The following is a 24184-nucleotide window of genomic DNA, read 5'->3' as shown; positions in this document are numbered from 1 at the left end:
CGATGAATCTGATACTCCAGGCGCTCATCGGAGGCCTCGCCTTCGGTGCCATCTACGCGATCGCGGGGGTGACCTTCGGCGTCATCTACCGCGTCACGAAGGTCTTCCACCTCGCCTTCGGTGCCATCGGGACCCTCGGCGCCTACGTCGCCGTGTCGATGAGCTCCGACGGCTCGATCGGCTCCGTCCTGGGCGGCCTGCTGCTCGGAATGGTCGTCGCGGGCGTGGTCACCGCCCTCGTGGTGGCCCTGGTGTATCAGCCGATGGTGCGCAGGGGCGCGGACGCGGGGATCACCTTCGTCGCGTCCCTCGCACTGTCGTTCATCCTGCAGTCCGGCGTGCTGCTGGCGTTCGGCCCCGGGAACCGGTCGTTCCCCCTCGAGTGGTTCGTGCGCCAACAACGCGTCGGCCCGTTCGGGATCTCCTGGTCGTACGTCTCCGTGGTGGCCGTGGCGCTGATCGTCACCGCGCTGATCGCTCTCGCGATCACGCGCACACGCGCCGGCCACCAGTACGTGGCGGTGTCCTCGAGTGCCGAGCAGGCTGAGATCGTCGGCATCCGCGGGCGCTGGGTCGAGATCGCGGCATGCGCAGCCGCCGCGGCGGTCTCGGTCATCGCATTCTGGTTCGTCGGCGTCCAGAGCAGCGTGATCGCCAGCGGCGGCACGCAGCTCACCCTGCTCGCTGTGCTCGCCGTGCTCGCCGGCGGCGCGAAGAGCGTGTGGGGCACCTCCCTCGTCGGATTCGCGATCGGCATGCTCTCCGCGCTCGCGGCGAGCGTCCTCCCGGGCGAGTGGTCACTGACCGTCGTCTTCGTGATCGTCGTGGCGCTCGTTCTGGCCAAGCCGGGCGGGATCGCTCGCAACCGTTTGAAGGCACGCGCATGAACGTCGTCGTCGCGGATCTGCTGATCCAGATCCTCCTGTTCAGCGTCGTCACGGTCGGGCTCGACCTGATCGTCGGCTACGCCCGCATCTTCTCCGTCAGCCACGCGCTACTGTTCGGGATCGGCGCCTTCGCGTACTCCGGGCTGTTCTCGTTGTTCGGGTTCGACAACGTGCTGCTGGCCCTGGTGATCGCGATCCCCGTCGCCGCCCTGCTGAGCGCGCTGACCGCCATCGTCTCGTTGCGGGTGGTCGGGGACTACTTCATCGTGGTCTCCTTTGGCCTGCAGCTCATCGGCATCCAGGTCATCTACAACTGGACCGAGGTCAGCGGCGGCTCCTCCGGCATGTTCGGACTGCCCTATCCCGATGTCTTCGGCTGGTCCCCCTCGAGCCCCGTCGAGTATCTCGTCCTGGTCGGGATCGTCGTGGCGATCGTCTACCTGATCGTCGTCTGGCTGCTCCTCTCCCCGTACGGACGACTGATCCGCTCTCTCGGTCAGGACGAGGTCGCGCTGGGAGCTGCCGGCTTCAGCGCCCTGTCGCTCAAGGTGAGCACCTTCTCGCTGAGCGGCGGTATGGCCGCGGCGGCCGGCGTGCTGTACGCGGGGTACACCGGCGTCGCCCAGGTGAACGACTTCTCGCTGGATCTGTCCATCACCTTCCTCGCGATGGTGGTCATCGGCGGCGGCGGCCGGCTCGCGGGCGGCATCATCGGCGCGCTGCTGATGGTGCTCATCCCCTTCGCCCTGGATCAGATCGGCCTGCCGAGCTCGTCGAGCGGGCCGGTCAAGCAGGCCATCTTCGGGGCCCTGCTCCTCGGCATCGTGCTGTTCCTGCCTTCGGGCATCACCGGTGGCATCGCCGACCTCTGGCGTCGTGTCACCCGCCGCGGAGCCGCCGTCGACGCAGTCCCCCGCGGCTCCGACCCGAAAGTGGGTGCAGCCCATGAGTGATTCCTCCGCCACCCGATCGCCTATCCAGCTCGAGCACGTGTCGAAGGTCTTCGCCAGCTCGCCCGCGGTCGATGACGTCTCCCTGAGCCTGGGCAACCCCGGCATCACCGCCCTCATCGGGCCGAACGGAGCCGGCAAGACGACCCTGTTCAATCTCATCACCGGCCAGCTTCGCGCCAGCTCGGGGCGGATCACCGTCGACGGCGAGGATGTCACCGCCAAGAGCCCGAGCGAGATGGCGCGCCTGGGCATGGGCCGGAGCTTCCAGGAAGTCCGGCTGTTCGCCAGTATGAGCGTGCGCGACAACGTCGCCGTCTACGCCCAGCAGTCCTGGTCGGCGTCCATCCTGGGCACGATCGCCCTCGCGCCACGGGCCTTCCGAGAGCGTCGGCGCGCGAATGCGGAGGCCGACCGCGTCCTGACCTACCTCGGTCTGGAGCGCTTCGCGGACGTGCGTGCCGGGGACCTGAGCTTCGCTCAGCAGAAGCTCATCGCGATCGCCCGGCTGCTCGCGCTGAACCCCCGGTTCATCTTCCTCGACGAACCCGCCTCGGGGCTCGATGAGGAAGGCCGGGGGACCCTGGCCGACACGATGCGACTGCTGGTCGACGACGGCTATCCCATCTGCTTCGTGGAGCACAACACGCACCTCGTGCGCGAACTGTCCACGCGAGTGGTCTTCCTCAGTCAGGGGCGCGTCCTGGCAGACGGCACGCCCGACGACGTCTTCTCCAACCCTCAGCTTGCGGAGTCCTACCTTGGTTTCGACTGACATCGCCCTCCAGATCGAAGGGCTGAACGCGCGCTACGGCGCCCGCGCGGTCCTCGAAGACGTCTCCCTCTCGGTGCGCAGCGGCGAGGTGCTCGGGCTGTTCGGCCACAACGGCGCCGGCAAGACGACTCTGCTGCGGGTCATCGCGGGGATCAAGGCGCCCACGAGCGGAACAGTCCTCGTGAACGGGCGGTCCCTCGCCGGCCGGTCGGTCGTCAGCCGTGCGCGAGGCGGAATGGCGCTCGTCCCGGAGGGCGTCGCGGGGCTCTTCCCCGATCTGACGGTGGCGCAGAACCTCGACGCCGTGCGTCACGCCGGCGTCAACGAGGACATCGAGCGCGTGCTGCGCGACTCGTTCCGCGAGGTGCTCGTCGACAAGGCCGACCAGGTCGCCGGCACGATGAGCGGCGGGCAACGGCAGATGCTGGCGTTGACCATCGCCCTCGTCCGGGCCCCGTCCCTTCTTCTCCTGGACGAGCCCTCCACCGGGCTGTCCCCCATCATGGTCGACCGCATCTTCGGCGTCGTCGGCGACGTCGCCGCGGACGCGGGGATGACGGTCGTCGTCGTCGAGCAGGATGTGCGATCGGCACTGAAGATCGCCGACCGTGGCGTCATCCTGAGATCGGGGACGATCGTGGCCGACTGGCCGAAGACCGAGATCCCCGCCGCCGCAGAGCTGTGGGCCTACTTCTGATCCCTGCGCCTGCGCAGACCTCCTACCCGAAACGAAAGGCGACGACGTGACCCATCCTCAACCACCTGTCTTCCGCAGTGCAGCGGACAGCGACGCCATGGAGGAGCTCCTGCACGCGTGTGCGCAGCTCGCGGAAGAAGCGACAGCCGCGGCCGCCGGCGACGCCGTCACGCTGGCCGACTACACGCTCATGCGGCGGAGCCGGCGGATGGAGGAGGAGCTTCACGCCTTGAAGGTGGCCGGGCAGATCGCACCCAACATCCATAACTCGATCGGCCAGGAGGCGGTATCGGCAGGCGGCGTGGCCACGCTCGCCCGCCACGACATCCTCACGAGCACCTACCGCGGCCGGGCTCACGCGCTGGCCAAGGGCGCACCGCTGGCCGGCATCGTCGCCGAGGTCCTGGGGCGGGAGACCGGCCTGTCGCGCGGACGGACCGGCCCGATGCACATGATCCATCCGGAGAGCAATCTGCTGTTCGAGAGCGCCATCGTCGGGGCTGCCGCCCCGATCGCCGTGGGCGCGGCGCTCAGCGCCGAGCGACTGGGGACCGGCGCCGTGGCGATGACGATCTTCGGCGACGGAGCGACGGCGCAGGGCGTCGTCCACGAGGCCCTCAACCTCGCGGGGGTCATGCGCCTGCCGATCATCTTCGTGCTGGAGAACAACGGCTACTCCGAGATGACGCCGACGGCTCTCACGACCGCATTGCGCGACCTGTCGTGGCGCGCCCTCGGTCACGGCGTCCCGGCGCTTCACGCGGACGGAAACGACGTCGTGTCGATGCGGGCCGCCACGCGCGCCGCACTCAGCTGGGCACGTGCCCGGCGCGGTCCCGTGCTGATCGAGGCGAGCACCTACCGACTGACCGGGCATTACTCCACCGAACAGGCGAAGTACCGCCCCGACGGCGAATGGGAGCAGCGCCTCGCCGCCGATCCGCTCGCCGCCGCACGCGCGCAGCTCGTCGCATCGGCGGGCGCGGCAGATCTCGACGCGGTCGACGCCGCGGTCGAGCAGGAGGTCGCCGATGCGATCGCCGCCGCCCTGGCCGCACCCAGCCCGGATCCGGCGACCCGGACCGAGCACGTCTACGCAGAGGAGCGATGACCATGTCCACAGCGTTCTACTGGCAAGCGGTGAACCGCGCCCTGGACGAGGAGCTGACCCGCGACCCCCGCGTGGTGCTGTTCGGAGAGGATGTCGCCCTCCCGGGCGGCGTGTTCGGCGTCACCCGGCGCCTGCGCGAGAAGCATGGCGAGCGGCGCGTGTTCGACATGCCGATCTCCGAGAGCGCGTTCACCGGAGCGGCGATCGGCGCAGCCATGACGGGGCTGCGCCCGGTCGTCGAACTCATGTTCATGGACTTCAGCCTCGTTGCGGCCGACCAGATCATCAATCACGCCGCGAAGGTGCGCTACATGTCGCAGGGCGGCTACGCCGCTCCCCTCGTCATCCGCGCCCAGCAGGGTGTGTCGCCGGGCTCGAGCGCACAGCACACGCAGAGTTTCGAGCACCTCTTCACCGGCATCCCGGGCCTGCGCGTCGTCGCCGCGGCCACGCCGTGGGACGCCTACGGCATGCTGAAAGCCGCGATCCGCAGCGACGACCCGGTGCTGTTCCTCGAGCACCGGATGCTGTACGGCACCCGCGGGGAGATGCCCGAGAACGAGCATCTCGAGCCGCTCACCTCGGCGCGGGTGCGGCGCGAGGGGACCGACGTGACTCTTCTCGGGTGGCTGCGCAGCGTCGAGTGGATCGAGTCCATCGCTCAGCGCCTGGACGAGCGGGGCGTCAGCGCCGAGGTCATCGATCTGCGGTCGCTGTCCCCGATCGATTACGACACGATCGCGCGCTCGGTCGCGAAGACCGGCCGCGCGGTCATCGTCCACGAGGCGATCCGCGAGGGCGGGCTCGGTGGCGAGATCGCCGCGACGCTGCACGCCGATCATGCCGCTCACCTGCGCGCACCCGTCGCCCGCTACGGAGCGGAGTTCACGCCGATGGCATCCGCTGTGCCGCTTCAGGAGGCGACACAGCCGGACCTGGACGCCATCGTCGAGGACGTCGTCCGCGCCGTGGCAGCCGACCGGTCCGTCCCCCTTTCCTGACAACCGAAGGAGAAACCATGACCCCCACTTTCAACATCGACGTCGCCGTCGGCCGGGTACCGCTGCTCGGCGGCAAGACGGCCGTGATCACCGGCGTCGGCAACGGCATCGGACGCAAGGCCTTCAGCATGTTCTCCGATGCCGGCGCCGAGGTCTGCGGCTTCGACCTGTCCGAACGCGGCATCGCCTCCCTCAAGGAGGAGTACCCGGACGCTCTTCTGGAGGTCGTCGACGTCACCGACGCCGATCAGGTGGCCCGTTTCGCGGCGCAGGCGCGAGAGCGCTTCGACGCCGTCGACGTCCTCTTCAACTCGGCGGGGGTCGGCACCGTCGCGGACGGGCCCCTCCTGCTGGACGAGACCCCCGACTGGGTGTGGGACAAGACGGTGGGGGTCAACCTCACCGGGACCTTCTACGCGTCGCGTGCGATCATCCCCGCGATGACGCGCGGCGGCTCCATCATCAACATCGCCAGCATCCTCGCCCTCGCCGGCCAGGGCGGCGTGAGTGCGTACCACGCCTCGAAGGGCGGCGTGCTCTCCCTCACGCGCGCGATGGCCGTCGAGTACGCGCCCCGCGCCATCCGCGTCAACGTCGTGAGCCCCGGCTATTGCGACACGGCCATGGTGCAGGACTACATGTCCAAGCAGGACGACAAGCAGCAGGCGCGCGCCGAGCTCGAAGCGCTGCATCCGATCGGCCGCCTGGGAGAGCCGGAGGAAGTGGCGGCGCTGGCACTGTGGCTGGGGTCGGATGCCTCGACGTTCATCACCGGCGCGAACATCAGCGTCGACGGCGGATACACGGCGGTGTGACGATGAGCACGCTTCTTCACCATGCCGGTTTCACCGTCAGCGACCTCGACGAGTCGATCGCCTTCTTCGGAGAGCACTTCGGCCTCGTGGAGGTGAACCGCGCGGTGCTCGACGATGACTTCACGCACCGGGCGCTGGAGGCTCCCGGCGCCACCGTGACGACCGTCATGCTCGCCGGTGAGAACACGCTCGTCGAGCTGGTGCACTACGCCGGCGTCGAGGGACGGGCCAACAGCTCGCGCAACTACGACATCGGAGCGGGCCATCCGTGCTTCCAGGTCGATGACCTGCAGGCCGCGTACGAGCGGATGAGCGCGGCGGGGGTCGTCTTCACCGCGCCCCCGAGCGAGCCGTTCCCCGATGGGACGCGGTTCACCTATTTCATCGGTCCCGACCAGATCCGTATGGAACTGCTCCAGGGCGGGACCGACCTCAACGTGCAGGCGTTGATCCAGAAGGGAAAAGAGGGATCGCATGAGTGACCGCTTCCGCGACAAGGTCGCGATCGTCACCGGGGCCGCCGGCGGCATCGGGCGTGCGACGGCCGAGCAACTCGCTCGGGAGGGGGCCGCGCTCCTGCTCGTCGACGCCTCGGAGAGCATCCACCGCGTCGCCGAGGAGATCGCCGCGCAGGGTGCGCAGGTGGACGCGGTGCGCGCGGACGTCTCCTCGGAGGAGGAGGTGAACGGCTACGTGGCGCGAGCGGTGGAGCGCTTCGGCGGCATCGACGCCTTCTTCAACAACGCCGGGATCTACGGCGCCCCTCATCCGCTCCCGGAGTATCCCGTCGAGCTGTTCGAGCGGATCCTGTCCGTCAACGTGGTCGGGGTGTGGCTGGGCATGCGGGCCGTCATGCCCGTCATGGCCGCGCGCGGCGGTGCCATCGTGAACACCTCCTCGATCGCCGGCCTCCGCGGTTACGCGAACCTCAGCGGGTACATAGCGAGCAAGCACGCTGTGCTGGGTCTCACGCGCGAGGCCGCGGCCGAAGGCGGCCCCGACAACATCCGGGTGAACGCGGTGTGCCCGGGGCTCATCGACACCGCGATGGGCGATCAGGTGAAGGCCGGCATGGACGACTTCGATGCGTTCATGTCGCGCGTGACGCCGATGGGACGCGTCGGAAGCCCGGCCGAGGTGGCGGATGCGGTGTGCTTCCTCCTCTCCGACGACGCCCGCTTCGTCAGCGGAGCGGCGCTCACCGTCGACGGCGGGATCGCGGCGACGGGCTGAGCGCCCTCGAGGGGGCCGGCGACGACGCCGGCCCCCGTCCACTCATAATCAGGAAGGCAATGACATGACTCCCCAGATCCACCACGCCGGTTTCGTGGTCTCCGACTCCGCCCGCTCCGTGGCGTTCTACAGCGAGCACTTCGGCTTCGAGGAGTGCCTGCGCATCGAGATGTCGGGCGACCACTTCGAGGCCGCCGTCGCGGTGCCCGGCGCCCGCATCCTGCTCGTGATGCTCTCGGCGCAGAACACCGTCCTCGAACTCATCCAGTACCTGGAGTCGCCCGGTCGGACGCAGCCGCTGTCGAACAACGATGTCGGCGCGGCGCACATCTGCATCACGGTCGAGGACATCGATGAGGTCTACGAACGGCTCACGGCGGGCGGCGTCTCGTTCATGGCCCCGCCGAGCCCTCCCGTGGAGGGAGCGGGCTCGCGCTTCGCGTACCTGCGCGACCCCGACGGGATCACTGTCGAGCTGCTGCAGGTGGTGCCCGGCATCACTCTCGAAGACCTCACGCGTCCCGCACGCTGACACCGACGAAGATGCCGGTCACCCGAGGGTGACCGGCATCTTCGTCTGTGCGGGGGGATTCACCAGGCTGTCAGGTCGTCCCACACGACGGATTCGCCGACCGCTTCCCGACCGAGCGATGCCGCCGCCTCCGACGCCGACCGGACCTGATCGCGCACTGCCCACACGGTGGTCGTGAAAGGCCACAGACCGAACTCGCGCGTGATCCCGATCGCCCCGTGCAGCTGGTGGGCGTGCGCGGCCAGCGCGGACGCCGCCGCGCTGACGACGCTGCGCGCCGAGGCCACAGCCGCGTCGTCGCCGCGCTCGCGGGCACGATCCAGCACTGCACGCGACTGCACCAACCGCATCTTCATCTCCCCGAGCCGGCCCTGCACGGCGGGCAGGTCGATCAACGGACGGTCGAACTGCATCCGCTCTCGGACGTACTCGCGCGTACGTCGGTAGATCCCCTCGGCGCTGCCGGCGAGCGCAGCCGTCAGCAGCAGGTCCCACGCGCGCGTCGTGTCCTCCGGCACACTCAGCGACGCCGTTTCTGCGCCGCCCGTGGCGCGGCCGAGGGGGACGGCCGAGACGTCGCGCCCCTCGAGCGGGAGCGGCCCGTCCACCAGCACCGCGCCGTCACCGCGCAGCACGACGGCGAACTCCGCCTCCGTACCCCAGGGGACGAGCGGGTCACCGCCGTACGCTGCGCTCCCCCACCGGTCGTCCAGGGCACCGGCGGCGCTTCGGATCCGGTCGGCCACCGCCGCCTCCACGATGGGGGTGCGAGCCCCGGAGGACGACAGGGCGTGGACCACGACGGTGAGATCGTCGAAGGACCCACCGCTGCCGCCGGCGGACTCGTCGATCCCGACGCGGTGGAGACCGGCCTCCCGCAGGTCCGCCCAGATCGCGAGCCGGCGCCCGGGCTCGTCCCCCGACGCAGGATGCGAGCCGACGATGTCCTCGACCAGAGCGCGCAGCTCCTCCTCGTTGTCGTTCATCCGTGACTCCCTTCTGCTTTCGCAGACTCGACGCTCACGCGCGCGCCTCTTGCTTCGCGACGATGGACAGGAGGATGTCGGAGGCTCCGCCGCGCAGTCCGAACGCCGGGGAAGCCAGCTCCGCGTCGCCGAGCAGGCTCGCCGCGGGCACCACCCCCAGCCCGAGCCGGCGACCGGCCTCGATGACATCCATCTCGAACGCGTTGCCGAGGTATTTGAGGCTCGCCGCCTCCTGTACGGGCGCTCCGCCGTCGTCGACGGCGCGGGCGACATCGACGCACATCCGCCGGAGAGCGGCCAGCCGTGCGACCAGCTCGCCGACTGTCTCGTCGAGCGAGGCGTCTGCGCGACGTCGGGACTCGGTCACCAGGGCCTCCAGCACGAGGTAGCTCGAGAGCACGCGCTCGGGCCCGCCACGCTCGAACGCGAGCTGCTCGACGATCTGCGACCAGCCCCGTCCCTCCTCGCCGAGGAGACGATACGCGGGGACGAACACGCCCTCGAACCGCACCTCGTTGAAGTGGTGCTCGCCGGCGAGGTCGACGATGGGGTCGACCGTCACCCCCGGCGAACCCATGTCGACGATGAACTCGCTCAGTCCCTGGTGCTTGCGTTCGGCGTCGGACGTGCGCGCCAGGACGTAGGCATGCGTCGCCCGGTGGGCGTGACTCGTCCAGATCTTGTGACCGGTCAGCATCCAGCCACCCGCCACAGGCTGGGCGCGAGTGCTCACGCGGGCGAGGTCCGAGCCGGCGGCGGGCTCGCTCATCCCCAGACAGAACACGGCCTCGCCTCGTGCGATCGGCGGGATGATCTCCCGGCGCAGCTCCTCCGAACCGTGTCGCAGCACCGCCGGCGCGATCTGACGGTCTGCGATCCAGTGCGCCGCGACCGGCGCACCCGCGCGCAAGAGCTCCTCGGTCACGGCGAGCCGGTCGACGAACGTGCGCTGCTGACCGCCGTACGCCTTCGGCATCGTGATCCCGATGAGCCCTTCCTCGGCGAGGCGGCGCGTGAAGTCGAGGTCGAAGGAGCGCAGCCAGGAGTCCGCTCGCGGCACGAAGCGCCCCGCTGCGCGCCATTCGGCCAGGACCGCTCGCGTGCGCTCGCGAAGCTCGGTCACGGTTGCGGGCTCGGTCATTGCTTTTCCTCTCCGGCGGGGGCGGGGCGACGCCGGGCGGCGGCCCGCGCGAGCATCTGCTGGGACTCGGGCGTGCTCAGTGCCACGGCCATGTGGGAGGACATCAGATCCAACGCCGCCGGGAGGTCTTGACCGGGACTCTGGCGCACGCCCCGCTTGATCGCCCGCACCACGAAGGGCGGCTTGTCGGCGAGTGTGGCAGCGTACCTGGCGACGAACTCCCCCAGCGGCTCGTCTGCGACGACCCGCTGAACGATCCCCAGCCGCACGGCCTCGTCGGCGCCGATCACGTCGCCCGTCCACAGCAGGTGAAGCGCCATGGCCTCCCCGACGATTCGCGGCAGCAGCCAGGCACCCCCGTCGCCGGGCACCAGACCCGCACGGATGTACCCCTCGGCCAGCTGCACGTCCGGCGCGGCGAAGCGCACGTCGCACATCAGCGCCATGTCCAGACCTGCTCCGACGGCAACGCCCTCGATGGCGGCGAGAACCGGCTTGTCGATGTTCTGGAGCGCGCGCGCAACGCGGTGCACGTGAGCGGCGAGGAGGTCCTTGTTCTCGAGGGGAGTGCGCTCCGACGCGGTGAACTCCGCGAGGTCGACGCCGGAGCAGAAGTTCCCGCCCGATCCGGTGACGACGATGACACCCACCCCCGCGTCCGCCGCGCAGGATTCCAGCGCGTCGGCCCAGGCGTCGACCATCGCGATGGTGAACGCGTTCTTGCGATCGGGCCGGTTCAGCACGATGGTGGCGACGCGCCCCTCGCGCTCGACGAGCAGCGCGCTCACGGCACACGTCCTTCCTCTGGCGACAGCAGGGGTGGACGCGCACGGGGATGCTCGGGAGCGATCACCGCGCCATCGGAGATCAGGCGGTCTGTTTCGTCGGCGTCGAAGTCGAGCTCCGCCATGATCTGCCGGCTGTGCTCGGCGAAGGCGGGCACCTGGTTCCAGTACGGTCCCGGTTCGCCCAGATCGACGCTCGGCCGGGCGAGCCGGGTCCCTCCCACCGGTCCGACGTCGACGCGCTCGAAGAATCCGACCTCCTCCAGGTGCGGATCCTCGAACAGGTCCGGGATGGTGTTGACCGGTCCGCTCGGCACGTCCGCGTCATCGAAGATGCGCAGCCAGTCGGCAGTGGTCCGCTGGGACATGACAGCATCCACGTGGCCGTACAGCTCGTCGATGTGCACGGTGCGGTCGCGGATCGTGCGGAAGCGCGGCTCGTGCGCCAGGTCGTCGCGTCCGATCGCCCCGAAGAACGCGCCCCACTGCGCGTCGGTGTAGACCATGACGGAGATGAAGCCGTCAGCGGTGCGATACGGCCGCCGCGACGGCGACTCGGTGCGGCTGTAGCCGGATTTCCCGGTCGGGGGATCGAAGACCCACCCGCCCTGCTGCTCGACGAGCGTGAATGCCGCCATCGTCTCGAACATCGGGACCTCCAGCGACTGCCCGATGCCGGTGGCGTCGCGACGCCGTAGGGCCGCGAGGATCGCGGAAGCCCCGACGACGCCGACGAGCTTGTCCGCCAGCGCCTGCCGGACGTACTCGGGAGCACCGCCGTTGCCCTGGATGACGGCGACACCGGAGGCCGCCTGAATCACGTCGTCATACGCGGGGCGGGACGCGTAGGGGCCGTCGGAGCCGAATCCGCGAAAGCTGCAATGCACGAGCGTGGGATTGACCTCGAGCATCCTCGGCGCATCGATTCCGAGACGTCGCTCTCCCGAGGCCCGCACGTTGTGCACGAAGATGTCGGCGGTGCGGACCAGCCGGTCGAGCACCTCGCGCGCAGCGGGGCTCTTGAGATCGAGTCCCAGGCTGCGCTTTCCGCGGTTCGCGTTGATGAAGACCGGGCCCATGCCCTCGTTCTTGCTGTCGCCGACCAGCCGCATGACGTCGCCGTGAGGAGGCTCCACCTTGACCACGTCCGCGCCCCACTGCGCCAGGAGCGACGTGCAGTACGGACCCATGAAGGTCGAACTGACGTCGACGACACGAATGCCGTCGAGCGCGCCTGGCCGCTTTCCGGATTGAGGGCCACGCTGTCCTCGCATACGAACTTCTTTCAATAGTGGTTCCGACATCTCACACAATATTGAATTCAATTATGTATGGCAAGATGCAAACATGGTCGCGAGACAGAAGCAGAACGGCGGATCGGCGGCGAACACGGCGTCGCGTCCGCGCGCGCATGCCGACGCGGTGGCCGCCGCCGTCGACAAGCTGCGGTCGATGCTGATCTCTTCTGAACTGCTTCCGGGCCAGATCATCCGCCAGGAGGCACTCGCGGAGCAGCTGGGCATGAGCCGGGTTCCGGTCCGCCAGGCGCTGGGGATGCTGGCGAACGAGGGCGTACTCGACCATCGTCAGAACGCCGGCTACTCGGTAAAGCGCCTCACGCGTGACGAGCTCGACCAGGCCTACCTCATCCGTCGGGTGATCGAGAGGGAGCTCGTCCCCGCGATCCCGGCCCTCTCGGCGGACGAGATCGCCGAGTTGCGGGCGATCAACACCCGGCTCGAGGAGGCGACGGCGCGCAACGACGTCGTCCTGCTGTCCGAACTCAACCGCGAACTGCACTTCCGGATCTACGACGCCTCGCGCAAGACGCTCCTCGTGGAGGAGCTGACCCGCATGTGGAACCTCACCGCCGCCTACCGGTCGATCTACCTGTACACGCCGGATGCGCAGCAGCGGATGGTGAGCGAGCACTGGGCGATCATCGACGCCCTCGAGGCGCACGATCTCGAGCGCCTCATCGCCTTGCTCGACGAGCATCGCTCCGGGGTGCCGGAGCACGTCTCGGTCTTCCTGAGCGCCTCGCCGCGTTCCTGACGGACCGCCGGCGTCCTCGAGGGCGCGCGGGCGCCTTTCGCGGGAGAGGAGCCGGCGACGATACCGTGGACGCGAGGAGATCATGGCCAAGACACTGCGCATCGACCCCATCGCCGAGGCGCGCCGGCAATGGCTCGCGCACGGGTGGGACGCTGCCGCCGACGGGATGACCGCCGTCATCTCCGTCAACCGGGCGCAGCAGCTCCTCATGGCGCGCATCGACGCCGCCCTGCGACCGCTCGATCTCACGTTCGCCCGCTACGAGCTGCTGCGCATGCTGGCGTTCACGGCGGAGGGTCGGATGCCGCTGTCCAGTGCCGTCGCGCGCCTGCAGGTGCACGCCACGAGCGTCACCAACACCGTCGATCGGCTCGTGCGGGACGATCTGCTCGTGCGCGCGCCGCACCCCACGGACCGGCGCGCGGCGCTGCTCCTGCTCACCGATGCCGGACGGGCGCGCGCGGAGGAGGCGACGACCGCACTGAACGAGGTGTTCTCCGCACTCGGCATGGATTCGGACGACGAGATCGAGCTCGCGCGCATCATCGCGCGGTTCCGCAAGCGCTCCGGCGACTTCGAGGAGCCCTCGCCCGTGCCCGACCCGATCTAGGCCGCGGTTCCGAGCACGCTTCGAGCCACGACGATCCGCATGATCTCGTTGGTGCCCTCGAGGATCTGGTGCACGCGCAGGTCGCGCACGATCTTCTCGATGCCGTAGTCGCGGAGGTACCCGTAACCCCCGTGCAGCTGCAGCGCCTCGTTGGCGACGCGGAAACCGACGTCCGTGGCGAAACGCTTCGCCATCGCGCACCGAGCCGATGCATCCGGGGCTCCCGCGTCGACCGCACCGGCCGCATCCTGCACGAGCAGCCGCGCCGCCGCCAGTTCGGTCGCCATATCGGCGAGCGCGAAGACGACGGCCTGCTTGGCCGCGAGCGCCTCCCCGAACGTGAACCGCTCGTGCACGTAGCGGACGGTGCGATCCAGCGCGTCGCGGGCACCACCGAGCGAGCACGCGGCGATGTTGAGACGACCGCCGTCGAGAGCTCCCATGGCCAGGGCGAATCCGCGGCCGATCTCGCCGAGGACGGCGGATGCCGGCACGCGCACCTCGTCGAGGATCACCTGCCGCGTGGGCTGAGCCCGCCACCCCATCTTCTGCTCCGGCACGCCGAACGACAGCCCCGCCGCGTCGGCGGGGACGAGGAAGGCGGTGATGCCGCGCGGGCCGGGCTCTCCCGTCCGCGCCATGACGACGTACACGGACGCCTCACCCGCTCCGGAGATGAACTGCTTGACGCCGGTCAGCACATACTCGTCGCCCGACGCGATCGCAGAGGTCGTGAGCGCTGCGGCGTCGGAGCCCGCGCCGGGCTCGGTGAGGCAGTAGGCGCCGAGGTCGGTCATATCCGCCAGGCGCGGAAGCCAGTGCTCGCGTTGGGAGGCGCTGCCGTGCCGGTCGATCATCGTCGCGACCATGTTGTGGATGGAGATGTACGACGCGATCGCCGGGTCGCCGGCGGCGAGCTCTTCGAAGATCGCGACCGCATCCGCCCGCGGCAGGCCAAGACCTCCCTGGTCAGCGCGGACGAAGAGCGCGCCGAGCCCGAGGTCCCCGGCCCGGCGCAGCGTGTCGCGGGGGAACTCCTCGTCGACGTCGCGCTGCACGGCGAAGGGAGCGAGTTCGGTCGTGGCGAACTCCCGCACGACCTCGAGGATGGCGGCTCGTTCGTCGTCGCTGATGGCGGACGAGACGGGCGGGGAGACGGCGGTGGCGTCCATGGCTCTCCTTCGGGCGGCGCGATCGTGCCGCCCGACTGAGATTACTAGGTCTTCCTACGAAATAGAAGGGGTTCCAACAAATTGCCCTCGGGTGCGCAACTCCTCAAGAACAGGGCGCGCCACCCACCGGCGCCGCGGAAAACCGCGGATCGCACCGCTCGCCGAGCGCGATCTTGAGGAGTTGCGTCACCCGTCGGCCGGGCACCTCCGCCGCCTCGACGCCCTCGGGCCTCCCGTACGCGGCCCCGAAAACCGACGAGCGTCGGCGGCCGAACGCCATCGCCCGCGTGCGCAACTCCTCAAGATCAGGGCACGTCACCCACGGGCGCCGCGGAAAACCGCCGATCGCACCGTTCGCCGAGCGCGATCTTGAGGAGTTGCGTCACCGGTCTCCCGGAGCACGGCCCGACTGCGCGGCGGCGAGGAGCACCCCTCAGCTGGCCGCTTCCTCCGGCCGCTCCAGCACCTCGACGGCCGCGGTGTCGGGCACGTACCCGTCGATGTGGCGCTCGTCGACGCCGTTGTAGGCCGACAGGGGGCGGATGAGCGCGTTGGAGGCCTGCTGCTCGACGATGTGCGCGGTCCACCCGGTCACGCGCGACGCGACGAACAGCGGCGTGAAGGTGAGGGTGTCGAATCCGATGAGGTTATACGCCGGGCCTGACGGGTAGTCGAGGTTCGGGTAGATGCCCTTGCGGGCGACGAACTCGCTCTCCAGAGCGTCGTAGAGCTCCGCGACATCCGGCCGGTCGTAGTGGGCGACGAGCGTGTCGAGCGCCGCCTTCATCGTCGGCACGCGCGAGTCGCCGCGCTTGTAGACGCGGTGCCCGAAGCCCATGATCTTGCGCTTTTCTGCGAGGGCCTTGTCGAGCCAGGGAAGGACGTTCTCCGCCGTGCCGATCTCGTCGAGGATGTGGAGCACCGCCTCGTTCGCGCCGCCGTGCAGCGGACCCTTCAGCGCTCCGATCGCCCCCACGACGGCGGAGTAGATGTCGCTGAGCGTGGACGTGATGACGCGGGCGGTGAAGGTGGACGCGTTGAAGGAGTGCTCGGCGTACAGGATCATCGAGCGGTTGAAGGCGTCGATGACCACGTCGTCCGCCTCTTCGCCGAACGTCAGCCACAGGAAGTTGGCGGCGTAGTCGAGGTCGTCCCGCGACTCCACCGGCTCGAGGCCGCGCCGCCGACGCTGGCCGTAGGAGACGATCGCCGGCAGCTGCGCGAACAGGCGGATGCTGCGTTCCAGATTCTCCTCGGGCGTGCCGACGGCGTCGAGCACGTTGGTGATGCCGGCGGTCTCGATCGCGCCGATGACGCTGACAGCCGTCCGCACCTCGTCCATCGGGTGCGCACTCGTGGGGAGCAGATCGATGGCGGCCCGCACCTCGGGGAGGAGGGCGCGATGCGCGCGCTCGGTGGCGCGCAGTTGCGCCAGCTGCTCGTCGGTGGGCAGCTCGCCGTGCCACAGGAGGAAGGCGACCGCCTCGAAGGGCTGCGTGGCTGCGAGCTCCTGCACGGGGTACCCGCGGTAGAGCAGGCTGTTGGTGTCGGGGTTCACCTTGCTCACCGCGGTGTAGTCCACCACGACGCCGGCAAGGCCCTTCTTGATGTCGATGTCGGTCATGTCTTTCTCTTCCTCGTGCTTCGTCTCGGTCGCTTCGCGGCCTCGCTCAGCGACCGGTCAATGGTTTAGCGGGCGATCTGGAAGTTGAACACGCTGGTGTCGAAGTGGTTGTACCCCTCGTAGTCCACCAGATCGTAGAGGTCGGCACGATGCTGCATCTCGTCGAGCCGGTCGCGCAGGTGCCCCTTCGTGCCGAGGTCGTCGAGGCCGCGGCCGGCAGCGCCCATCGCGATACGCAGCAGCGACACCGGCCAGATGACGATGTTGACGCCCACGTCGCGGAGCTGATCGGTCGAGAAGAGCTCGCTCTTGCCGAACTCGGTCATGTTCGCCAGGATCGGCACGTCCAAGGCGTTGCGCATGGCCTCGAACTCGGCGAGGTCACGCATCGCCTCGGGGAAGATCGCATCCGCACCGGCATCCACCAGCTGCTTGGCGCGGTCGATCGCGGCGTCCAGTCCGTCGACGGCGCGGATGTCGGTGCGCGCCATGATCAGGAAGTTGGGGTCGCGGCGCGCATCGACGGCGGCACGGATCCGCTTGATGGCCGTGTCGGAGTCGACGACGCTCTTGCCGTCCAGGTGGCCGCAGCGCTTGGGGTTCACCTGATCCTCGATGTGCGTTCCGGCAAGGCCTGCGTCTTCGAGGGTCTGGATGGTGCGGGCGACGTTCATCGGCTCGCCGAACCCGGTGTCGGCGTCGATGATCGCCGGCAACTCGGTCATCCGCGCGATCTGCTGGCCGCGTGTGGCCACCTCGGTGAGCGTGGTGAGACCGATGTCGGGGAGGCCGAGGTCGGCGGCGAGCACGGCGCCGGAGATGTAGACGCCCTCGAAGCCCTTGCGCTCGATGAGCCGCGCCGACAGCGGGTTGAACGCGCCCGGCAGGCGGAGCAGCTCACCCGAGGCGAGGCGCTCGCGGAACACCCGCCGCTTCTCGGCGGCCGTGGTCTGGGAGTACAGCATCAGAACAGTCCCTTCGGGGCGGGCGCCAACGCGAGGACGCCCGGCTTCGCGGCGATCGACAGCTGCTGCACCTCCGCCGCGGTGAGCTCGGGAAGACGCTCTGCCAGGGCGAGGAAGCGCTCGATCTCCTCCGGCGAGAGCACCGGCTCGGCGAGGAGGCGGAACTTGCGCACGTAGTCGGCGCGGGCGAACGGCCGGGCACCCAGCGGGTGGGCGTCGGCCACGGCGATCTCCTCCTCGATCGTCGAGCCGTCGGTGAGGGTGATCACCACGCGCCCGCCGAAGGCCTTTTCGTTCGGGTCCTCCGAGTGGTAGCGACGCGTCCACTCGGCGTCTTCGGCGGTGGTGACCTTGCGCCACAGCTCGACGGTGTCGGCCCGCCCCGCACGCTCGGGGGCGTAGGAGTCGACGTGGTGCCACGCGCCGTCCTGCAGCGCCACGGTGAAGATGTACGGGATCGAGTGGTCGAGCGTCTCGCGCGAGGCTGTCGGGTCGTACTTCTGCGGATCGCCCGATCCGGAACCGATCACGACGTGCGTGTGGTTGCTCGTGTGCAGGACCACGGATGCGACGTTCGCCGGATCGCGCAGCTCCGGCCGCTCATTGCCGAGTCGGCGGGCGAGGTCGATCCACGCCTGCGCCTGGTACTCGGCCGAGTGCTCCTTCGTATACGAGTCGAGGATCGCCCGCTTGGACTCGCCCTCGGCGGGAAGAGGCACATCGTAGGATGCGTCCTTGCCGTCGAGCATCCACGCGATGACGCCGTCCTCGCCCTCGTAGATGGGTGAGGGGCTCGTCTCACCGCGCATCGCGCGGTCGACCGCCTCGACGGCCATCTTGCCCGCGAACGCCGGCGCGTGCGCCTTCCACGTCGAGATCTCGCCCTTGCGCGACTGCCGTGTCGCGGTGGTGGTGTGGAGGGCCTGACCGACCGCCTGGTAGATGGTCTCGGTGTCCAGACCCAGCAGGGTGCCGATGCCGGCGGCAGCCGACGGGCCGAGGTGGGCGACATGGTCGATCTTGTGCTTGTGCAGCGAGATCGCGCGCACGAGGTCGATCTGGATCTCGTAGCCGGTGGCGAGGCCCCGCAGCAGCGCCGCGCCGTCGCTGCCGGTGTGCTGGGCGACTGCCAGGATCGGCGGGATGTTGTCGCCCGGGTGGGAGTACTCGGCCGCGAGGAAGGTGTCGTGGTAGTCGAGCTCGCGCACGGCCACGCCGTTGGCCCAGGCGGCCCATTCCGGGCTCGACCGCCGCTCGAGCGGGCATCCGAAGATCGTGCTGCCGACGCCACCGACCGAGACGGGGTGATCCAGCGCCTGCTGACGCGCGGCGCTGACCGGGCGACGGGTGAGGGATGCGGCGGCCACGGCGGCGTTGTCGATCACGCGGTTGATGATCATGTCGGCGACGTCGGCGTCGATGGCTACAGCGTCCGTCGCGACCCGAGCGATGGCCCAGGCCAGCTGCCCCTCTCGGGGGAGGTTCTCTTCGCTGCGGTGCACGCGGACGGAGTGGATGGTGGTCATGCGGTCTCCTCCAAGAGGGATTCGAGAGCGGTCGTGAGGGCGTTGTGCAGATGCACGTGGGTGGCATGGGCGGCGAGGTCGGCGTCGCGTGCGGCGATCGCCGAGGCGATGAGATGGTGCTCGCGAACGGACTCCGCCAGGCGCGGCGGATTGTCCCGTGCCATGCGCCGCACCCGCACGAGGTGGGTGCGGACGGTACGCAGGGCCGATCGGAGGTACTCGTTCGAGGCGGCAGCGTCGATGGCCGCGTCGAAGCGCGCGATCAGCTCGTAATAGGCGTCGGGTCCCGCATCCGGGTCGGTCCGGGCGAACTCCGCCGCGAGCGCGGCGAACACGGCGGCGTCGCCGCGGGTGGCGGCGATGCGGGCCGCGCTCTCCTCGAGCGCGCGACGCAGCTCGAAGAGCTGCCGCACGTCGTCGGCGTCGAGGGCGGCCACGACGGTGACCCGCGGAGAGAGCTGCGCGACCAAGCCGTCTGCCGCGAGGCGACGGAGCGCTTCGCGCAGCGGCGTCCGTGAGACGCCGAGCCGCGTCGCCTGCTCGACCTCCGCGAGCACCGCCCCCGGCGCGAGGACCCCGTTCTGGATCTCGGTCAGCAGGGCGGCGTATGCGGAATCGCTGGCTTTCACGACGCCTCCTTCCCCGATTTGTATACACAATACGCTTTGCTACCGCCGTTTCCAACTCCTCAAGGCTTTTAGGTATACACAGACGGATGCGCGATGGCCGTCATCGTGGAACGGCATGCAGCTTCCTATCGTCACGACAAGATCCGCGAATCTTTAGGAGGCCAGCGAAGGGAAGAAGGGCGGCAGGCGCTTCTAGGGTCAAATCAGACCTTCTACCCGTCGAGGAATCGTGATCGATCCGACTCTGCTGCCCTCTGTTCCCCGCGCTGCACGCACGGTGCGCGCGGCGTTCTTCGTGTCCGACAGCACGGGCATCACCGCGGAGACGCTCGGCAGCGCCCTGCTTGCGAACTTTCCGTCCATCGATTTCCGCCGCCACACCATCCCCTTCGTCGACACGGTGTCCGGCGCCCGCTCGGTCGTCCGCGACATCGATGCCTCCGCCGCACGCGGAGACGACCCGATCGTGTTCACGACCGTCAAGGCGATGAGCGTCCGCGCCGCGCTGGAAGGGGCGAGCGCGGTGTTCATCGACCTGCTGGCCGGCCACCTCGAGCAGCTCGAGCAGGCGCTCGGCACGACCGCGAGCGAGCAGCTCGGTCAGTACCACGGCGTCGGCGATCTCGAGCGGTATTTCGCGCGCATGCGCGCCGTCGAATACGCCATCGAGCACGATGACGGACAGAGCAACCGCGCGCTCGATCTGGCCGACGTGGTCATCATTGCGCCCTCTCGCTGCGGCAAGACCCCGACGACGATGTACCTCGCCCTGCAGTACGGGCTGCTGGTGGCGAACTATCCGCTCACGGACGACGACTTCCCCAGTGACGGGCTGCCGCGCGCCGTCTCGGCCTACCGCGACCGCTGCTTCGGGCTGACCACGACGCCGCTGCGCCTGAGTCAGGTGCGGCACGAGCGCCGACCGGACTCGACGTATTCCAGCCTCGCGCAGTGCACCCTCGAGCTCCGCCGCGCCGAAGACCTCTACCGGCGCAACCGTGTGCCGTTCCTCAACTCCTCGACCAAGAGCGTCGAGGAGATGTCCGCCGTCATCTTGCAGTCCATGAAGCTGCGCGACTGAGTCCGATCGGGCTCGACCTGCACCATCCATCCACGAGAGGGACACCGATGAGCAACATCCTGTGGTTCGACGAGATCGGCATGGGCGACCTCGCCCGCGTCGGAGGGAAGAATTCTTCGCTGGGCGAGATGGTCTCGCATCTGGCCAGCGCGGGCGTGCGCGTCCCGGGGGGCTTTGCGACAACCGCCGATGCGTACCGGCGGTTCCTCACCGAGAGCGGGCTGGACGCCCGCATCCGCGACGTGGTGACGAGCCTCGACACCGACGACGTCACCGAGCTCGCTCGCGTGGGGGCGGCGGTGCGCAGCTGGATCGAGGAGCAGCCCTTCCCCGACGACCTCGAGCGGGACATCCGCGACGCCTACGCGCAGCTGGTGGCACGCGACGACGACCCGGATGAGGTGACGTGGGCGGTGCGCTCCAGTGCCACCGCCGAAGACCTTCCCGATGCATCGTTCGCGGGGCAGCAGGAGACCTTCCTCAACATCGGCGGCATCGAGAACGTCCTGCAGGCCATTCGCAGTGTCTTCGCCTCGCTCTACAACGATCGCGCCATCGCCTACCGCGTGCACCACGGATTCGATCACGCCGAGGTCGCGCTGTCGGCGGGGGTGCAGCGGATGGTGCGCTCCGACCTCGGCTCGTCCGGGGTGATGTTCACCGTCGACACCGAATCGGGCTTCGACGACGCCGTCTTCGTCACGAGCTCGTACGGGCTCGGTGAGGCGGTCGTGCAGGGGGCGGTCAACCCCGACGAGTTCTACGTCTACAAGCCCGCCCTCCGTGCGGGGCGCTCCGCGATCCTCAAGCGATCGGTCGGCGAGAAGGCGGTCGCGATGCGCTACGCCGAGAGCCGCGAGGTCGGCGGAAGCACGGTCTTCGCCGACGTCCCCGCGGCCGATCGCGCGCGCTTCTCCCTCACCGACGCCGAGATCGAAGAGCTCGGCCGCATCGCGCTCGTCATCGAGGACCACTACGGCCGGCCGATGGACATCGAGTGGGGCAAGGACGGACTCGACGGACAGCTCTACGTCCTGCAGGCGCGGCCCGAGACGGTCGTCTCGCGGGAGTCGGGCAACATCATGCGGCGCTTCGTGCTGCGCGAGCGCGGTCCCGTACTGCTGGAAGGACGAGCGATCGGGCAGCGCATCGGCGCAGGCCCGGTGAGCGTTCTGACCTCGATCGACCAGATGCACGAGTTCCAGCCCGGCAACGTGCTGGTGGCCGATATGACCGACCCCGACTGGGAGCCGATCATGAAGCGGGCATCGGCGATCATCACGAATCGTGGCGGGCGCACGTGCCACGCCGCGATCATCGCGCGCGAGCTCGGGATCCCCGCCGTCGTCGGTACGGGCGCGGCGACCCGCGTGCTGCTGGACGGCCAGGAGGTCACCGTCTCGTGCGCCGAGGGCGACGAGGGCTACGTCTACGACGGCGCGCTCGCGTTCGACGAGGAGGAGACCGAGCTCGACCGGATGCCGGAGGTCCCGGTGAAGATCATGATGAACGTCGGCACGCCCGACCAGGCGTTCAGCTTCGCCAAGCTCCCCAACCGCGGCGTGGGGCTGGCGCGCCTGGAGTTCATCATCAACCGGCAGATCGGCATCCATCCCCGTGCCCTCCTCGCCGTCGACGAGCTTCCCGGCGAGCTCGGCGACGAGATCCGCGAGCGCGTGCAGGCCTACCCGAGCCCGCGGGAGTACTTCGTGCAGCGTGTCGCGGAGGGGGTCTCGACCATCGCCGCCGCGTTCGCGCCCGAGCCCGTCATCGTGCGCCTGAGCGACTTCAAGTCCAACGAGTACGCCAATCTGCTGGGCGGCCCGCTGTACGAACCGGTCGAGGAGAACCCGATGCTCGGCTACCGCGGAGCATCCCGGTACATCTCCCCCGAGTTCCGCGCATGCTTCGACCTCGAGTGCGAGGCGATGCGACGCGTCCGCGATGACATGGGCCTCACCAACGTGCAACTCATGGTGCCCTTCGTCCGGACCTTGGGCGAGGCCGAGGCCGTCGTCGAGCTTCTCGCGGAGAACGGTCTCCGCCGCGGCGAGAACGACCTCAAGGTCATCATGATGTGCGAGCTGCCCTCCAACGCCGTGCTCGCCGACCGGTTCCTCGACTACTTCGACGGCTTCTCGATCGGCTCGAACGACATGACGCAGTTGACGCTCGGCCTCGACCGCGACTCGGGCCTGGTCGCCCAGACCTTCGACGAGCGAGACCCCGCCGTGCTGGCGATGCTGGAGATGGCGATCGAGGCGTGCCAGCGCCGCGGCAAGTACGTCGGGATCTGCGGTCAGGGTCCCTCCGACCATCCCGACCTCGCGGAGTGGCTGCTGGAGAAGGGCATCGAATCGATGTCGCTCAACCCCGACTCGGTCGTGGAGACCTGGACCCGGTTGGCCCGCACCGCCGCGCCGGTGTAGCGGCGGCCCTCCGTTCACTCGTCGTATGAGCGCCGCGGCGCGCCGGGGGCGCAGCGCAGAGACGACGAGTGAACGGGGGTGCACGGTGGGTAGCCTGGGACGGATGGATGCGCACCGGTATGTCGTGGCCACCGACGGCGCGTGCAAGGGCAACCCCGGTCCCGCGGGGTGGGCGTGGGTCGGCGAGGACGGTCAGTGGGCCGCCGGATCGGTGCCCCTCGGCACGAACAACATCGGCGAGCTGCTCGGGCTGCTGCGGGCGATCGAGGACCACGCCGACGTCGAGAACCTCGTCGTGCAGGCCGACTCGAAGTACGCCATCGACACGTACACGAAGTGGATGGACGCGCATCGCCGGCGGGGCTGGAAGACCTCGACCGGCGCTCCGACGAAGAATCGCGAACTGCTCGAGCAGCTGATCCGCGCCCGGGATGCGCGGCGGGCGGCGGGGCTCCCCGACGTCGTGCTGGAGCACGTGCGCGGCCACTCCGGGCACGTGCTCAACGCCTGGGCCGACGAGCGTGCCGTCCGGGCGTCGGAGCACGCCGCGAGCGGCGTCGAGAGCGCGTGGTCGAGCCTCGGGTCGCATCCGCCCCTCGACGTCTCCGCGGCCCCGCGCAACGGCCGCTAGCCCGTCGACTCGCCACCTTCCGTCGTGTTTTCGCGCGAAACCCGACGTATGTTGGCGAGTCGACGGGTTAGACGGCGGCGAGATGCGTGAGGAGGGCGTCGAGCGCGGGGCGCTGACCCTTCACGAGCCGCTCACGCGCCTCGTCCGGGGGGCACCACTCAATACGGTCGACCTCCGGGAAGCGTGCAGTCCTTCCCGAGCGCGGCGGCCACGGCATCTCGAACTCTCCGAACTCGAGGTCGTCGGCGCCCGGATCGAAATCCGCACCGTCGGCGACGAAGACCGTCACCCGTTTGCCCGACGCGTATGGAAAGGTGCCGAGCTCGGCGTACTCCCCCTCCGGCGGATCGACGCCGAGTTCCTCGCGGAACTCCCGCTTCGCGGCATCCAGCGCGCCCTCGGCATCCGGGTCGTACTCGCCCTTCGGGATCGACCAGGCACCGGCGTCTTTCGACGCCCAGTACGGGCCGCCCATGTGCGCGACGAGCACCTCGAACGCTCGGCCGCCGGATAAACGGTAGAGCAGGATGCCGGCGCTGGAGACCATAC

25 protein-coding genes are annotated in these 24184 nt (G+C 69.3%); 15 read left to right on the top strand and 10 right to left on the bottom strand.

Annotated features, from left to right (window positions below):
- Window positions 1-2: 2 nt before the first annotated feature.
- The 10 genes from ACTU3I_RS03810 (at window position 3) to ACTU3I_RS03765 (ending at window position 8001) form a co-directional block, all read left to right on the top strand.
- Complete coding sequence (locus tag ACTU3I_RS03810) at window positions 3-887, top strand: ABC transporter permease subunit (RefSeq protein WP_442924295.1); 885 nt, start codon at window positions 3-5, stop codon at window positions 885-887.
- Window positions 884-1840 carry a branched-chain amino acid ABC transporter permease gene (locus ACTU3I_RS03805; RefSeq protein WP_442924294.1) on the top strand — a complete coding sequence of 319 codons (957 nt, stop codon included), beginning with the start codon at window positions 884-886 and terminating at the stop codon, window positions 1838-1840. The genes ACTU3I_RS03810 and ACTU3I_RS03805 overlap by 4 nt, the downstream gene beginning before the upstream one ends.
- The gene (locus tag ACTU3I_RS03800; RefSeq protein ID WP_442924293.1) at window positions 1833-2612 is read left to right on the top strand and encodes an ABC transporter ATP-binding protein; all 780 of its coding nucleotides are present in this window, start codon (window positions 1833-1835) and stop codon (window positions 2610-2612) included. The genes ACTU3I_RS03805 and ACTU3I_RS03800 overlap by 8 nt, the downstream gene beginning before the upstream one ends.
- A complete protein-coding gene (locus tag ACTU3I_RS03795; protein WP_442924292.1) occupies window positions 2599-3309 on the top strand; it encodes an ABC transporter ATP-binding protein in 711 nt (236 codons plus the stop codon). Before ACTU3I_RS03800 ends, ACTU3I_RS03795 begins: the two co-directional genes overlap by 14 nt.
- Window positions 3310-3355: 46 nt before the next feature.
- A complete protein-coding gene (locus ACTU3I_RS03790; protein ID WP_442924291.1) occupies window positions 3356-4420 on the top strand; it encodes a thiamine pyrophosphate-dependent dehydrogenase E1 component subunit alpha in 1065 nt (354 codons plus the stop codon).
- Window positions 4417-5421 (top strand): alpha-ketoacid dehydrogenase subunit beta, encoded by a 1005-nt coding sequence (locus ACTU3I_RS03785; protein WP_442924290.1) that lies wholly within the window; start codon window positions 4417-4419, stop codon window positions 5419-5421. The genes ACTU3I_RS03790 and ACTU3I_RS03785 overlap by 4 nt, the downstream gene beginning before the upstream one ends.
- A 17-nt stretch (window positions 5422-5438) precedes the next feature.
- The gene (locus ACTU3I_RS03780; protein ID WP_442924289.1) at window positions 5439-6236 is read left to right on the top strand and encodes an SDR family NAD(P)-dependent oxidoreductase; all 798 of its coding nucleotides are present in this window, start codon (window positions 5439-5441) and stop codon (window positions 6234-6236) included.
- Between the two features lie 2 nt (window positions 6237-6238).
- Window positions 6239-6718: a VOC family protein gene (locus tag ACTU3I_RS03775; protein WP_442924288.1), complete on the top strand. Its 480-nt coding sequence runs from the start codon at window positions 6239-6241 to the stop codon at window positions 6716-6718.
- A complete protein-coding gene (locus ACTU3I_RS03770) occupies window positions 6711-7469 on the top strand; it encodes an SDR family NAD(P)-dependent oxidoreductase (RefSeq protein WP_442924287.1) in 759 nt (252 codons plus the stop codon). Before ACTU3I_RS03775 ends, ACTU3I_RS03770 begins: the two co-directional genes overlap by 8 nt.
- Before the next feature lie 64 nt (window positions 7470-7533).
- Window positions 7534-8001: a VOC family protein gene (locus ACTU3I_RS03765; RefSeq protein ID WP_442924286.1), complete on the top strand. Its 468-nt coding sequence runs from the start codon at window positions 7534-7536 to the stop codon at window positions 7999-8001.
- A 59-nt stretch (window positions 8002-8060) separates the two neighbouring features.
- On the opposite strand, the gene ACTU3I_RS03760 is transcribed toward ACTU3I_RS03765, so the two are convergent.
- The 4 genes from ACTU3I_RS03760 to ACTU3I_RS03745 are packed head-to-tail and all read right to left on the bottom strand — an operon-like array spanning window position 8061 to window position 12187.
- Window positions 8061-8987: an acyl-CoA dehydrogenase family protein gene (locus ACTU3I_RS03760; protein ID WP_442924285.1), complete on the bottom strand. Its 927-nt coding sequence runs from the start codon at window positions 8985-8987 to the stop codon at window positions 8061-8063.
- A 34-nt stretch (window positions 8988-9021) separates the two neighbouring features.
- Window positions 9022-10128, bottom strand: a complete 1107-nt coding sequence (locus ACTU3I_RS03755) for an acyl-CoA dehydrogenase family protein (protein ID WP_442924284.1) — start codon at window positions 10126-10128, stop codon at window positions 9022-9024.
- Window positions 10125-10916 carry an enoyl-CoA hydratase/isomerase family protein gene (locus ACTU3I_RS03750; RefSeq protein ID WP_442924283.1) on the bottom strand — a complete coding sequence of 264 codons (792 nt, stop codon included), beginning with the start codon at window positions 10914-10916 and terminating at the stop codon, window positions 10125-10127. Before ACTU3I_RS03750 ends, ACTU3I_RS03755 begins: the two co-directional genes overlap by 4 nt.
- Window positions 10913-12187, bottom strand: a complete 1275-nt coding sequence (locus ACTU3I_RS03745; RefSeq protein WP_442924282.1) for a CaiB/BaiF CoA transferase family protein — start codon at window positions 12185-12187, stop codon at window positions 10913-10915. The genes ACTU3I_RS03750 and ACTU3I_RS03745 overlap by 4 nt, the downstream gene beginning before the upstream one ends.
- Window positions 12188-12260: 73 nt before the next feature.
- Between ACTU3I_RS03745 and ACTU3I_RS03740 the strand changes: the two genes are divergently transcribed.
- Complete coding sequence (locus ACTU3I_RS03740) at window positions 12261-12968, top strand: GntR family transcriptional regulator (RefSeq protein WP_442924281.1); 708 nt, start codon at window positions 12261-12263, stop codon at window positions 12966-12968.
- A gap of 82 nt (window positions 12969-13050) precedes the next feature.
- Complete coding sequence (locus ACTU3I_RS03735; protein ID WP_442924280.1) at window positions 13051-13578, top strand: MarR family winged helix-turn-helix transcriptional regulator; 528 nt, start codon at window positions 13051-13053, stop codon at window positions 13576-13578.
- On the opposite strand, the gene ACTU3I_RS03730 is transcribed toward ACTU3I_RS03735, so the two are convergent.
- The 5 genes from ACTU3I_RS03730 to ACTU3I_RS03710 form a co-directional block, all read right to left on the bottom strand.
- Window positions 13575-14750, bottom strand: coding sequence for an acyl-CoA dehydrogenase family protein (locus tag ACTU3I_RS03730; protein WP_442924279.1), 1176 nt, complete (start codon window positions 14748-14750; stop codon window positions 13575-13577). The two genes, ACTU3I_RS03735 and ACTU3I_RS03730, sit on opposite strands and share 4 nt — an antisense overlap.
- Window positions 14751-15183: 433 nt before the next feature.
- Entirely contained in the window at window positions 15184-16374 is a 1191-nt protein-coding gene (locus ACTU3I_RS03725) for a bifunctional 2-methylcitrate synthase/citrate synthase (RefSeq protein ID WP_442924278.1), read from the bottom strand.
- A 65-nt stretch (window positions 16375-16439) separates the two neighbouring features.
- Window positions 16440-17339, bottom strand: a complete 900-nt coding sequence (prpB, locus tag ACTU3I_RS03720) for a methylisocitrate lyase (RefSeq protein WP_442924277.1) — start codon at window positions 17337-17339, stop codon at window positions 16440-16442.
- A complete protein-coding gene (locus ACTU3I_RS03715; RefSeq protein ID WP_442924276.1) occupies window positions 17339-18865 on the bottom strand; it encodes an MmgE/PrpD family protein in 1527 nt (508 codons plus the stop codon). The genes prpB and ACTU3I_RS03715 overlap by 1 nt, the downstream gene beginning before the upstream one ends.
- Window positions 18862-19494 carry a GntR family transcriptional regulator gene (locus ACTU3I_RS03710; RefSeq protein WP_442924275.1) on the bottom strand — a complete coding sequence of 211 codons (633 nt, stop codon included), beginning with the start codon at window positions 19492-19494 and terminating at the stop codon, window positions 18862-18864. Before ACTU3I_RS03710 ends, ACTU3I_RS03715 begins: the two co-directional genes overlap by 4 nt.
- A 229-nt stretch (window positions 19495-19723) precedes the next feature.
- Here ACTU3I_RS03710 and ACTU3I_RS03705 point away from each other — a divergent pair, with 229 nt between their 5' ends.
- The 3 genes from ACTU3I_RS03705 (at window position 19724) to ACTU3I_RS03695 (ending at window position 23635) form a co-directional block, all read left to right on the top strand.
- Window positions 19724-20575, top strand: a complete 852-nt coding sequence (locus tag ACTU3I_RS03705; RefSeq protein WP_442924274.1) for a pyruvate, water dikinase regulatory protein — start codon at window positions 19724-19726, stop codon at window positions 20573-20575.
- A gap of 47 nt (window positions 20576-20622) precedes the next feature.
- Window positions 20623-23004, top strand: a complete 2382-nt coding sequence (gene ppsA, locus ACTU3I_RS03700; RefSeq protein ID WP_442924273.1) for a phosphoenolpyruvate synthase — start codon at window positions 20623-20625, stop codon at window positions 23002-23004.
- A 103-nt stretch (window positions 23005-23107) separates the two neighbouring features.
- Window positions 23108-23635 carry a ribonuclease H family protein gene (locus tag ACTU3I_RS03695; RefSeq protein ID WP_442924272.1) on the top strand — a complete coding sequence of 176 codons (528 nt, stop codon included), beginning with the start codon at window positions 23108-23110 and terminating at the stop codon, window positions 23633-23635.
- A gap of 67 nt (window positions 23636-23702) precedes the next feature.
- Here ACTU3I_RS03695 and ACTU3I_RS03690 read toward each other — a convergent pair whose 3' ends face one another.
- Window positions 23703-24182: an NUDIX domain-containing protein gene (locus ACTU3I_RS03690; RefSeq protein WP_442924271.1), complete on the bottom strand. Its 480-nt coding sequence runs from the start codon at window positions 24180-24182 to the stop codon at window positions 23703-23705.
- Window positions 24183-24184 lie beyond the last annotated feature (2 nt).

Origin of the sequence: Microbacterium sp. RD1 (assembly GCF_052220165.1) — a bacterium.
In the GTDB taxonomy this organism is placed as follows: Bacteria; Actinomycetota; Actinomycetes; order Actinomycetales; family Microbacteriaceae; genus Microbacterium.
This window is presented reverse-complemented; position numbering and strand designations above follow the sequence as displayed.

Excerpts from the sequence above, each read along its gene's own strand:
- ACTU3I_RS03810 (WP_442924295.1), top strand. The coding sequence starts at position 3 with ATGAATCTGATACTCCAGGCGCTCATCGGAGGCCTCGCCTTCGGTGCC.
- ACTU3I_RS03805 (WP_442924294.1), top strand. The coding sequence starts at position 884 with ATGAACGTCGTCGTCGCGGATCTGCTGATCCAGATCCTCCTGTTCAGC.
- ACTU3I_RS03800 (WP_442924293.1), top strand. The coding sequence starts at position 1,833 with ATGAGTGATTCCTCCGCCACCCGATCGCCTATCCAGCTCGAGCACGTG.
- ACTU3I_RS03785 (WP_442924290.1), top strand. The coding sequence starts at position 4,417 with ATGACCATGTCCACAGCGTTCTACTGGCAAGCGGTGAACCGCGCCCTG.
- ACTU3I_RS03780 (WP_442924289.1), top strand. The coding sequence starts at position 5,439 with ATGACCCCCACTTTCAACATCGACGTCGCCGTCGGCCGGGTACCGCTG.
- ACTU3I_RS03775 (WP_442924288.1), top strand. The coding sequence starts at position 6,239 with ATGAGCACGCTTCTTCACCATGCCGGTTTCACCGTCAGCGACCTCGAC.
- ACTU3I_RS03770 (WP_442924287.1), top strand. The coding sequence starts at position 6,711 with ATGAGTGACCGCTTCCGCGACAAGGTCGCGATCGTCACCGGGGCCGCC.
- ACTU3I_RS03765 (WP_442924286.1), top strand. The coding sequence starts at position 7,534 with ATGACTCCCCAGATCCACCACGCCGGTTTCGTGGTCTCCGACTCCGCC.
- ACTU3I_RS03760 (WP_442924285.1), bottom strand. The coding sequence starts at position 8,987 with ATGAACGACAACGAGGAGGAGCTGCGCGCTCTGGTCGAGGACATCGTC.
- ACTU3I_RS03755 (WP_442924284.1), bottom strand. The coding sequence starts at position 10,128 with ATGACCGAGCCCGCAACCGTGACCGAGCTTCGCGAGCGCACGCGAGCG.
- ACTU3I_RS03745 (WP_442924282.1), bottom strand. The coding sequence starts at position 12,187 with ATGCGAGGACAGCGTGGCCCTCAATCCGGAAAGCGGCCAGGCGCGCTC.
- ACTU3I_RS03740 (WP_442924281.1), top strand. The coding sequence starts at position 12,261 with ATGGTCGCGAGACAGAAGCAGAACGGCGGATCGGCGGCGAACACGGCG.
- ACTU3I_RS03735 (WP_442924280.1), top strand. The coding sequence starts at position 13,051 with ATGGCCAAGACACTGCGCATCGACCCCATCGCCGAGGCGCGCCGGCAA.
- ACTU3I_RS03730 (WP_442924279.1), bottom strand. The coding sequence starts at position 14,750 with ATGGACGCCACCGCCGTCTCCCCGCCCGTCTCGTCCGCCATCAGCGAC.
- ACTU3I_RS03725 (WP_442924278.1), bottom strand. The coding sequence starts at position 16,374 with ATGACCGACATCGACATCAAGAAGGGCCTTGCCGGCGTCGTGGTGGAC.
- prpB (WP_442924277.1), bottom strand. The coding sequence starts at position 17,339 with ATGCTGTACTCCCAGACCACGGCCGCCGAGAAGCGGCGGGTGTTCCGC.
- ACTU3I_RS03715 (WP_442924276.1), bottom strand. The coding sequence starts at position 18,865 with ATGACCACCATCCACTCCGTCCGCGTGCACCGCAGCGAAGAGAACCTC.
- ppsA (WP_442924273.1), top strand. The coding sequence starts at position 20,623 with ATGAGCAACATCCTGTGGTTCGACGAGATCGGCATGGGCGACCTCGCC.
- ACTU3I_RS03695 (WP_442924272.1), top strand. The coding sequence starts at position 23,108 with ATGGATGCGCACCGGTATGTCGTGGCCACCGACGGCGCGTGCAAGGGC.
- ACTU3I_RS03690 (WP_442924271.1), bottom strand. The coding sequence starts at position 24,182 with ATGGTCTCCAGCGCCGGCATCCTGCTCTACCGTTTATCCGGCGGCCGA.